This window comes from Kitasatospora sp. NPDC096077 (assembly GCF_040303245.1).
Lineage (GTDB): Bacteria > Actinomycetota > Actinomycetes > Streptomycetales > Streptomycetaceae > Kitasatospora.
This window is the reverse complement of record NZ_JBEOSV010000049.1, coordinates 1-9,755: the sequence shown is the minus strand read 5'-3', so window position 1 is coordinate 9,755 and position 9,755 is coordinate 1. Positions and strand designations below refer to the sequence as shown.

The window sequence follows — 9,755 nt, the reverse complement described above, 5'->3', positions numbered from 1 at the left end:
CCCCGCCCCGCCCCCCCCCCCCCCCCCGCCCCCCCCCCCCCCCCCCCCCGCCGCCCCCCCCCCCCCCCCCCCCCCCCCCCCCCCCCCCCCCCCCCCGGGGGGGGGGGGCCCCGCCCCCCCCCCCCACCCCCCTTCGGAAGGACACGTTCGTGAAGCTCACCGTGATCGGCTGCGGCTACCTCGGTGCGACCCATGCCGCCGCGATGGCCGAACTCGGCCACCAGGTCCTCGGTATGGACACCGACACCGACAAGGTCGACACCCTGAACAAGGGCCAGGCCCCGTTCGTCGAACGCGGCCTGGACGACCTGCTCGCCAAGCACACCGCCACCGGCCGGCTCGGTTTCACCGCCTCCTACGCGGAGGCCGCCGCCTTCGCCGACGTCCACTTCCTGGGCGTCGGCACCCCGTCGCAGCACGGCAGCGGCGCCTACGACCTCACCCACCTGCACACCGCGATCCGCCGCCTGGCACCCAGGCTCGGCGACGGCGCGCTGATCATCGGGAAGTCCACTGTCCCGGTCGGCACGGTCGCTGAGCTGCGGCAGACCCTGGACGAGCACGTCCGCGCCGGGACGAGCGTCCACCTGGCCTGGTCGCCGGAGTTCCTGCGCGAGTCCTTCGCCGTCCTGGACACCCTGGAACCGGACCGGATCGTCCTCGGCATCGAGGACGGCGACACCGACAGCGAGGCCGTCCTCCGGACCGTCTATGCCGACATCCTGGCCGCCGGCTCCCCGCTGATCGTCACCGACATCGCGACCGCAGAGCTGATCAAGGGCGCCGCGAACGCCTTCCTCGCCACCAAGATCTCCTTCATCAACGCGATGGCCGAGCTCTGCGAACTGGCCGGCGCCGACGTCCAGCAGGTCGCCCTCGCCCTGGGCTACGACCAGCGGATCGGCACCAAGGGCATGCACCCCGGCCTCGGGTTCGGCGGCGGCTGCCTGCCCAAGGACCTGGCCGGGTTCACCCACCGCGCCGAAGAACTCGGCGCCGACACCGGCCTGCTCCGCCAGGTCGCGGCGATCAACCGGCGCCGACGCGAGCACACCGTCGACCTCGCCCGCGAAGCGCTCGGCGGCACCGTGGTCGGCAAGCGGATCGCCGTCTGGGGCGCCGCCTTCAAGCCCAACACCGACGACATCCGCGACTCCCCGGCCCTAGCAGTCGCCGACGCCCTCCAGCGGGCCGGCGCCGAGGTCACCGTCCACGACCCCGCCGCGACGAAGAACGCCCGCCGGGCCTACCCCCGCCTCGACTACGCCGACGACCCCACGCACGCCGTCACCGGCGCCGGACTGCTGCTGCACCTGACCGACTGGCCCCAATTCGCCGACACCGACCCGGAAGACCTCGCCCGGCACATCGCTGTTCCCAGCGTCATCGACGCCCGCGGGACCCTCAACGCGACCCGGTGGCACGCAGCCGGCTGGACCTTCCGAGCCCTCGGCCGCGCCTGACCCGAACCGATGATGCCCCGAGCCCCGAGCCCTGAGCGCCTCAGGGCTCGGGGCCCACCCCCTGGCTGGGCGGCCGACCGGTGAATCCGGTGTTCCGACGCGCTGTCTGGTGCTGTGTCAATTCGACTGTTTCCGTTGCACGGTGTCGAAGAAGCGGTCGACCAGGCGGCCGGTGGCCGGGACCACGGCCAGTGCGGTGCACCAGCCGCCGAGGACGTCGGTCGGGTAGTGGGCGCCCAGTGCGATCTGGGCCCAGCCCATGGCCGCACCGGCGAGGAGTGCCGCGCCGAGTACCGGGCCGAGGCCTTCGCGGCCTCGGCCCCGGGTCGCCAGCAGTGCCACCACGAGGGCGAGCGCGGTGGCGAACGCGGTGTGCCCGCTCGGGTAGGACAGGTTGTCGCCGTGAATGGTGCGTCCCACCAGGTGCTTGAGCAGCGTCGCCGCCCCCACGGCCAGGCCGACCCCGGCGACGGCGAACACCGCCGCGCGGACGCGCCGGGCCGCCAGGCAGGCCACCACGATGCCCGTCATCAGCGCCCCCGAGCCCGCGGGCTCCCCCAGGGCGTCAAGGGTCCTCGCGACCTCGTGCCACGGCGACCCGACGCCGTACAGCGCCGTGCCGATCCGGTCGTCCAGTCGGCCGGGTTCGCTCGCCCCGGCGTAGCGGACGGCGAGCCCGAGGACCACCAGCGCGGCGAGGGCGGCCACCACGCCGAGCCAGCCGCGCAGCGGCGCGGACACCGGTCGGCCGCTCGATCGCCCATCGGAAAGCCTGACCGGACCGTTCACAGTGAGCCCCCTCCGCCTGCCGCGCAACTCCCGGCAGCCTAGCCGCGTACCGCCGCCCCCGGTGCCGGACAGCACACCGGGGGCGGCGGAGCGGGTGCCCGGGGAGGTCACCCGCGGCGTGGCATCACTGCCAGTTGCGGTAGACCGCGTCGCGGGCCTGGCCCAGGTACTGCTGGTAGGTGCCCAGGTGCCAGGCCGCCCAGGAGGCCCAGCCCCGGCCGGTGCCGTCGTTGTCGATGGCGAAGGCCTTGCGGGCCGACCAGCCCATGTCCTGCCAGTTCTCGGAGGTGACCACCCCGGCGTCGTGGCCGTGGACCTCGGGGTACCAGTGCTCGTTGATCTGCCAGGCGCCGAGGTCCTTGGTGCCCGGGTCGGGGTCGTTGGGCTGGTTGGTGTGGACGGCCAGGCGGTTGCAGCCGGACTCGGCCATGGCGATCGCGACGGCGTAGATCGCGTCGTCGTTGCGGCCCTCGCCGGACTTGTCCTTCGCGAAGCCGGCCCACTGCGCCTCGTGGGCACAGGCGTCGATGCCGCTCTGGTCCCCGGCGGCTTGGGCGGTGAAGCTGGTGGAGGTGAGGGTGAGTGCCAGGGCAACGGCCGAACCGGCCAGCAGAGCGCGGGTCTTGCGGAGCACGCGTGTTCTCCCTTCGGCGACGACCCGGGATTCGGGCCGCTTCGGGAAGGGACGCTAAATCGCACTGGTAGACAAACTATCAACGCGGGACGCCCCTGCGCGTCCGCCCAGGTCGGCGCCACCGGCCGCGAAGTCCTCACCGTAGCGGGCCCGTTCCCTGCCTGACGAACCGGGTCCGCCCCGCCGACCGGGCGGGGGCCGGGTCGGCAGGGCGGACGCCTGCGGAGAGGACGGTTCGGCGGTCAGGGGGTGAGGGTGAGGGCCGGCCACAGGGTGTCGGCGGTGACCTCCCGGCCCAACCGGGCGGCCCAGACGGTCTCGTCGCCGTCCTCGTCGCGCCAGGACCAGAGCCGGGTGGTGGCGAGGTGGAGCGGGTGCAGCCGGGTGATGCCGATGGCGCCGTGCAACTGGTGGGCGATCCGGGCGATCTCGGCCACCGAGGCGGAGGCCTGGGTCTTGGCGGCGGCGACGGCGAACCGGGCGGCCGGGCCGCCGGCCTCCAGCGGCTCGGCGGCGGCCCGGACGGCGGCACCGACCAGGGCGGCCTCCTCGATCAGCCGCGCCTCCTCCTGCTTGACGGCCTGGAAGTGGCTGAGCGGACGGCCGAACTGGGTGCGGGCGGTGGTGTGGGCGACGGTCAGCTCGACGCAGCGCTCGGCGGCGCCGGCGATCAGCGCCGCCCGGGCCAGTGCCGCGCGCAGCCCGGCCTCCTCCAGCAGCTCCCGGGGGATCCGGCGGACCCGGGCGGCGGGGATCTCCAGCCCGGCCAGGTACAGGTCGTCGCGCGGCTCCCCGGCGAGGTTGGCGCCGGGCGCGAGGGCGGCCTCCGCCGGGGCGAGGGTGAACAGCACGGGCCCGAAGGGCGCGGTGGCCAGCACGACCACGGCCTCGGCGGCGCGGGCCCAGGGGACCCGGCGCAGGGTGCCGGTGACCAGCAGGGTGTCGTCCTCGCCCAGGCTGCCCGCCGAGCCGACGGCCGAGGCGGCCGGGTGGGCGTACCGGACGGTCAGCTCGGGGGCGACGGCGTGGCTGAGCGGGCCGTCCGGGACGGGCAGTCCGACGCGGCCCAGCAGCGGGCGGGCGACCAGCGCGGTCTCGGCGAACGGTCCGGGCACCGCCCGGCGCCCCACCTCCCTTACAGCGGTGATGAGTTCGGCGGTGGTGGCGTCGGGACCGGGGAGGGCGACGGCGTCCGGAGCGGTGGCGTTGGCGACGACGGCGATGGCGTCCGGGTCGGCGAAGAAGGCCGCGGTGTCGTACACCTCCGCCGGGATCACGGGGGTGTCGGTGACGATGGTGTGAGTGTCGGTGCGGTGGGTGGTGTTCATCGGTTCTGCTCCAGACCGCGCGTGATGATGCCGCGCAGGATTTCGTTGGTGCCTCCGCGCAGGGTGTAGCCGGGGCTGTGCAGCAGGGCGAAGGCGAGGAGTTCGGCGTGGCTGCCGGGGGTGGCGTCCGGGTCGGCGGGGGTCGGCAGGATGCCGCGGACGGTGTCGACCAGGGTGGTCTCCAGCCGGGTGCCGAGGTCCTTGACCAGGGCCGCCTGGGTGTCGGGGGCGGCTCCGGCGTCCAGGGCCGCCGCCACACCGAGGGAGAGCCGGCGGATGCCGTGCAGCCGGGCCGTCAACAGGCCGACCTGGGTGAGTTGTTCGGTGGTCGCGGCGCGCCGGTCGAGTTCCCGGAGGAGGGAGACCAGCAGCGGGAAGGTGGAGAGGTAGCGCTCGGGGCCGCTGCGTTCGAAGGCCAGCTCGCCGGTGACCTGCCGCCAGCCGTCGCCCTGCTGGCCGAGCAGCCGGTCGTCCGGGACCTCGACGCCCGCCATGTGGAAGGCGTTGAAGCGGTGTTCGCCGCTCATCAGGTGGATCGGCTCGATCCGCACCCCGGGGGCGCGCAGGTCGACGATGAACTGACTGAGTCCGGCGTGCCGGTCCTCGGCCTCGTCGGTGCGGGCCAGCACGATGGCGTAGTCGTTGGCGTGGGCGCCGCCGGTCCACATCTTGGTGCCGGTCAACTTCCAGCCTCCGTCGATGCGTTCGGCCCGGGTGCGGACCGAGGCGAGGTCGGAGCCGCTGCTCTTCTCGCTCATCCCGATCGAGAAGAAGCACTCCCCGGCGGCGATCCGGGGCAGGAAGAAGCGGCGCTGCTCCTCGGTGCCGTGCTGGAGGATCGACGGGCCGGCCTGCCGGTCGGAGACCCAGTGCGCGCTGACCGGGGCGCCGGCGGCGAGCAGTTCCTCGATCACCACGTAGCGCTCCAGGAAGCCCCGGCCGGCGCCGCCGTACTCCGCGGGCAGGGCCATGCCGACCCAACCGCGTTCGGCGAGACGGTGGCTGAAGTCCGGGTCCCAGCCGGCCAGCCAGGAGTCGGGGCGGCCGAGCACGGTGCCGCGGGCGCGTTCCTCGTCGAGGAAGGCGCGGACCTCGGCGCGCAGTCGGCGGGCCGATGCGGGCAGGACGGCTTCGGGGACGGCGGTAGGTGAAAGCGTGGCGGTGGACATGGTTCATTCGCTCCAGGATTCGGTGAATTACTGGACTGCGTCGGGCTTCCGAGAGAGCCGGTACGGAAATTCGGTACGGAATAGGCGAGTACGGAATTGGCGGGCACGGAAAAGGCGGGTGCGGAAAAGGCGAGCACGGAATAGGCGGTACGGAATGGCTCGGCCGGCGCGCCGCCGGTCAGCCGGCCGGGCGGAGCAGCGCGGGGTCGAAGCCGACCTCGCGCAGCACCTCGTCGGTGTGCTGGCCGATCGTCGGGCAGGGCCGCAGCGGCGGTTCGGGGTCGGCCGAGTAGCGCACCGGGCGGCCGATCACCCGGTAGCGGCCCTCGCTGGGGTGGTCGGCCTCGCGCAGCAGGCCGCCCTCGCGGGCGTAGGCGGTGGTGGCGGCGGCCGCCAGGTCGAGCACCGGGGCCGCGGCGATGCCGGTCCGGTCGCAGAACTCCTGCCACTGGGCGCTGGTGTGCAGCGGGGTCAGTTCGGCCATCACCCGGTAGAGCTCGTCGGCGTTCCGGGCCCGGTCGGGGCCGGTGGTGAAGCGGGGGTCGTCGGCCAGTTCGGGGCGGTCGACGAAGGCGGTGAAGTCCCGCCAGTTGCGGTCGCTCTGCGGCAGGATGCACATCCAGCCGTCGGCGGTGCGCTGGGCGCGGCGCTCGGGGCTGAGGGAGCGGGTCGAGCCGAAGGCGCCGTCGGGTTCCAGGGCGGCCGCGCCGAGGTGTTCGACCAGGTTGAAGGCGAGCACGGTGTCGACCATCGGGACCTCGATGTGCTGGCCGGTGCCGCCGTGCTCCCGGTAGTGCAGGGCGGCCAGCACGGACTGGGCGATCTGCATGCCGCAGATCTTGTCGGCCAGCACGGTGGGCACGTAGTGCGGGCGGCCGGAGACCTGGTGGTTGAGCCAGACCAGTCCGCTGGCGGCCTGGACGATGTCGTCGTAGGCGGCCCGGGTGCCGTAGGCGCTGTCGCTGCGGTAGCCCTGGGCGCTGGCGTAGATCAGTCCGGGGTTGACGGCGGCGACCGAGTCGTGGTCCAGCCGCAGCCGTTCCAGCGCCTGGGGGCGCAGGTTGGTGATGAAGACGTCGGCGGTGCGCAGCAGGGCGAGCAGGGCGTCGCGGCCGTGCGGGGCCTTGAGGTCGATGGCGGCGCTGCGCTTGTTGCGGTTGAGGTTGAGCGTGGCGCCGCCCATGCCGGGGTGGCGTCGCGGCGGGTAGTGGCGGGTCATGTCGCCGGCCGGCGGTTCGACCTTGATCACGTCGGCGCCCAGGTCGCCGAGTTGCTGGGCGGCGTAGGGGCCCATGATCACGCTGGCCAGTTCGACGACGCGGACTCCGGCGAGGAGCCCGTGCCCGGACGGGGTGTTCGGCTGCCCGGTCATCTGCCGGTACCTCCTGAAAGTCGCGGTGCGGGTCGGGGCCGGTGTCGCGGCCCTCGTTCCGCCATCCAGAAAACCCCGGTGGAATCGGCTCCGTCCAATATGAATCGGGCGCCGGAACGATAGGGCGGAGGATATGTCGGCCCCTCGACTCGCCGTATATGGCAGGGGATATCGGTGCTGAGGGCAACCGGTATTGGACGGTGCCGCCCGACATCGGTTGTGCTGGTCGAGGCCGCCCCGATCGGGCCGGCCGCCGCGCACCACGCGGCTCGTCACGTCCTCCGAGGAGAACCGGACATGGACATCAAGCAGACCGGCACCGGGTACGACGCCCTGGCGGGCCTGTACCGCGAGTTGGGGATCACGGCGGCGGAGACCGGCGGCTCCGTGACGATCTCCGGGGCCGACCCGGTGACGCCCTCGGTGCACCGGATCGGCGACGCCGCGGCCGCCGCGCTGGCGGCGCTGGGCACCGAGGTCGCGGCCGTCCACCGGGAGCGCGGCGGCGCGGCGCAGGACGTCACGGTCTCGGTCGAGGCGGCGGTGAGCCAGCTGATGGCGGTCTTCTTCACCCGGATGCGCGGCGTCCCGGTCGGGCGGTTGATGGACGACCCCAACCTCCTGGGCCACAACGACTTCTACCGCGCCGCCGACGGCCGCTTCGTCTACCTGCTGTTCTCCTACCCGCAGTTGCGGGACATCGCCTGCCAGGTGCTGGACTGCCCGCCGGACCGCGAGCGGATCGCCGCCGCCGTCGCCCGGTGGAACGCGCTGGAGCTGGAGGAGGCGATCTGCGGGCGCGGCGGCACCGCCATCGCGGTACGCACCCAGGAGGAGTGGCGGCGGCACCCGCAGGGCCGGCTGCTGGCGGACGGGCCGCTGATCCGGATCGAGCGGATCGGCGACAGCGCGCCGGAGCCGTTCCCGGCGGCCGGGCCCGACCTGCCGCTGGCCGGGGTGCGGGTGCTGGACAACACTCATGTCATCGCCGGCCCGATCGCCGCGCGGATCACCGCCGAACTGGGCGCCGACGTGCTGCACGTGTCCGCTCCCGGCCACCCGGACCCGGTCGGGATGATCGTCGAGACCGGCATCGGCAAGCGGGCCGCCTTCTGCGACCTGCTCGACCCGCGGCAGGCCGCCGCCTTCCGGTCCGTGCTGTCCCGCGCCGACCTCTACGTCTGCAACTACCTGAACCTGGAGGCCAAGGGCTTCGGCCCGGCCGAGCTGGTCGACCAGCGGCCCGGTCTGGTCGTGCTGGACTTCCTCGGCTGGGGTGCCGAGGGTCCGTGGGCCGGGCGCGGCGGCTTCGACCAACTGGCCTCCGCCGCCACCGGTTTCGCCGCCGAGGAGGGCTCCTTCGACGCGCCCCGGCTGCCCCCGACCTATCTGCTGAACGACTACCTCGCCGCCGTGCTCGGCACCGCCGGGGCGTTGGAGGCGCTGCGCCGCCGGGCCCGGGAGGGCGGCAGCTACCGGGTCCACGTCGACCTGGCGAGGGTCTGCATGTGGGTCCAGGACCTCGGCCTGCTCCCCCGCGCCGAGGTGGTCGAACTGCCGGCCCCCGACCCGGCCCTCGCGGCGGTCGAACTGGCCACCGTGCACGGGCCGTTCGGCGAGGTGTGCTACCTGCCGACCCAGGTCGGCTACTCCTCGCTGCTGCCCCGGCTGACCCGCACCGCGGAGCCGCTGGGCGCCTCCCCGTTCGCCTGGTGACCGTCCTGCGGGGCGCCGGCCCCAGGGCCTTCGAACTCGGGACCCGCGACCTCGGGACCCTCGAACTCGGGGCCCTCGAACTCGGCGCGGTGCCGCCGCAGCAGCTCCAGCAGGGTGGCGACGGCCGGGTCGGCGTCCGGTCGGCTCAGCGCCGCGACCGTGGTGACCAGCCGCTCGCCGCCCTCGACCGGGACGAAGCACACCCTGGCGTGGCCCGGCGCCGCGACCCGCTCGGGCACGAAGGCGACGCAGACCCCGGCCGCGGTGTGGCCCAGCATGCTCGTCAGGTCCTCCGCCCGGGCCCGGATCCGCGGCTCGAAGCCGGCCTCCCGGCAGGCCGCCCCGATCAGTTCGCGGATCCGGGGCACGGCGGCCTCGTCGGCGGTCGCGAACTCCTCGTCGCGGAGCCGGGCCAGCGGCACCGAGGCGGCACCGGCGAGCGGGTGGCCGACCGGGACGGCCAGCACGGTGCGCTCCTCGGCCACCTCCCGCACCTCCAACTCCGTACGGTCGGAGACCGGCAGCCGCACCAGCGCCAGGTCCACCGCCCCCTGCCGGACCTGCTCGGCGAGTTCGGCGGAGCCCCGCTGACGGACCACCAGGTCGAGTCCGGGCGCCTCCCGGGCGGCCAGCGCGAGCAGTTGGGGCAGGTGCCAGTAGCCGAGGCTGCTCACGTAGCCGAGCCGGACCGTCCCCTCCGCACCCCGGGCGATCCGGCGCACCCGCGCCACGGCCGACTCCTGCGCCTCCAGCAGCCGCTTGGCGTCCGCCGCGAACGCCGCTCCGGCCGCCGTCAACCGCACTCCCCTGCTGGTGCGTTCCAGCAGCAGCACGCCGAGGCCGCGCTCCAGCCGCTGGATCGCCTGGCTGAGCGGGGGCTGGCTCATCGACAGCCGTTGGGCCGCGTGGCCGAAGTGCCGCTCCTCGGCGAGCACCACGAACTGTTCGAGCAAGCGCGGGGTGAGCTCCATGTCGATCACCCTAGGTGTCGTCCTCGAAGTCGATCAAGTGATGCCGGGGGATCACGCCTGGAGGACGCACCCCAGCTCCGCCGGCGCACCGGCCGGCACCGTCGTTCGCGCCGTGGCACCCCGGGGCCCGGCCGGTCCGGAGCAGGGCGACGGCGAACAGGGCGGCGACAGGACCGAGCAGCAGCCGGCTCACGGCGCCTCCACCAGCTCGACGACCTGCCCCGCGTCCGCCCCGCCGGGCGGCACGACGGCCAGCGCCTCGGCCCGGGCCAGCCCGCGCAGCATGGCCGGCCCGTCGAAGGCGAGCGGCACG

9 protein-coding genes are annotated in these 9,755 nt (G+C 74.3%); 2 read left to right on the top strand and 7 right to left on the bottom strand.

What is annotated here, in order from left to right; genetic code table 11:
- The first annotated feature begins 149 nt into the window (after nucleotides 1-149).
- Complete coding sequence (locus ABTZ03_RS31150) at nucleotides 150-1,463, top strand: UDP-glucose dehydrogenase family protein (protein WP_350516466.1); 1,314 nt, start codon at nucleotides 150-152, stop codon at nucleotides 1,461-1,463.
- A 117-nt stretch (nucleotides 1,464-1,580) separates the two neighbouring features.
- Here ABTZ03_RS31150 and ABTZ03_RS31145 read toward each other — a convergent pair whose 3' ends face one another.
- The 5 genes from ABTZ03_RS31145 to ABTZ03_RS31125 form a co-directional block, all read right to left on the bottom strand.
- A complete protein-coding gene (locus tag ABTZ03_RS31145; RefSeq protein WP_350516465.1) occupies nucleotides 1,581-2,204 on the bottom strand; it encodes a phosphatase PAP2 family protein in 624 nt (207 codons plus the stop codon).
- 172 nt (nucleotides 2,205-2,376) lie between these two features.
- A complete protein-coding gene (locus tag ABTZ03_RS31140) occupies nucleotides 2,377-2,886 on the bottom strand; it encodes a transglycosylase SLT domain-containing protein (RefSeq protein ID WP_350516464.1) in 510 nt (169 codons plus the stop codon).
- 242 nt (nucleotides 2,887-3,128) lie between these two features.
- Nucleotides 3,129-4,214: an acyl-CoA dehydrogenase family protein gene (locus ABTZ03_RS31135; RefSeq protein ID WP_350516463.1), complete on the bottom strand. Its 1,086-nt coding sequence runs from the start codon at nucleotides 4,212-4,214 to the stop codon at nucleotides 3,129-3,131.
- Nucleotides 4,211-5,383, bottom strand: coding sequence for an acyl-CoA dehydrogenase family protein (locus tag ABTZ03_RS31130; protein ID WP_350516462.1), 1,173 nt, complete (start codon nucleotides 5,381-5,383; stop codon nucleotides 4,211-4,213). Before ABTZ03_RS31130 ends, ABTZ03_RS31135 begins: the two co-directional genes overlap by 4 nt.
- 178 nt (nucleotides 5,384-5,561) lie before the next feature.
- A complete protein-coding gene (locus ABTZ03_RS31125; protein ID WP_350516461.1) occupies nucleotides 5,562-6,755 on the bottom strand; it encodes a CaiB/BaiF CoA transferase family protein in 1,194 nt (397 codons plus the stop codon).
- A 297-nt stretch (nucleotides 6,756-7,052) separates the two neighbouring features.
- On the opposite strand from ABTZ03_RS31125, the gene ABTZ03_RS31120 reads away from it, so the two are divergent.
- Nucleotides 7,053-8,471: a CoA transferase gene (locus ABTZ03_RS31120; protein WP_350516460.1), complete on the top strand. Its 1,419-nt coding sequence runs from the start codon at nucleotides 7,053-7,055 to the stop codon at nucleotides 8,469-8,471.
- On the opposite strand, the gene ABTZ03_RS31115 is transcribed toward ABTZ03_RS31120, so the two are convergent.
- Nucleotides 8,402-9,442 (bottom strand): LysR family transcriptional regulator, encoded by a 1,041-nt coding sequence (locus ABTZ03_RS31115; protein ID WP_350516459.1) that lies wholly within the window; start codon nucleotides 9,440-9,442, stop codon nucleotides 8,402-8,404. The two genes, ABTZ03_RS31120 and ABTZ03_RS31115, sit on opposite strands and share 70 nt — an antisense overlap.
- A gap of 189 nt (nucleotides 9,443-9,631) precedes the next feature.
- Nucleotides 9,632-9,755: hypothetical protein (locus tag ABTZ03_RS31110; RefSeq protein WP_350516507.1), on the bottom strand; the 124-nt coding region annotated here is incomplete at its 5' end.

Excerpts from the sequence above, each read along its gene's own strand:
- ABTZ03_RS31125 (WP_350516461.1), bottom strand. The coding sequence starts at position 6,755 with ATGACCGGGCAGCCGAACACCCCGTCCGGGCACGGGCTCCTCGCCGGA.
- ABTZ03_RS31115 (WP_350516459.1), bottom strand. The coding sequence starts at position 9,442 with ATGGAGCTCACCCCGCGCTTGCTCGAACAGTTCGTGGTGCTCGCCGAG.
- ABTZ03_RS31120 (WP_350516460.1), top strand. The coding sequence starts at position 7,053 with ATGGACATCAAGCAGACCGGCACCGGGTACGACGCCCTGGCGGGCCTG.
- ABTZ03_RS31130 (WP_350516462.1), bottom strand. The coding sequence starts at position 5,383 with ATGTCCACCGCCACGCTTTCACCTACCGCCGTCCCCGAAGCCGTCCTG.
- ABTZ03_RS31135 (WP_350516463.1), bottom strand. The coding sequence starts at position 4,214 with ATGAACACCACCCACCGCACCGACACTCACACCATCGTCACCGACACC.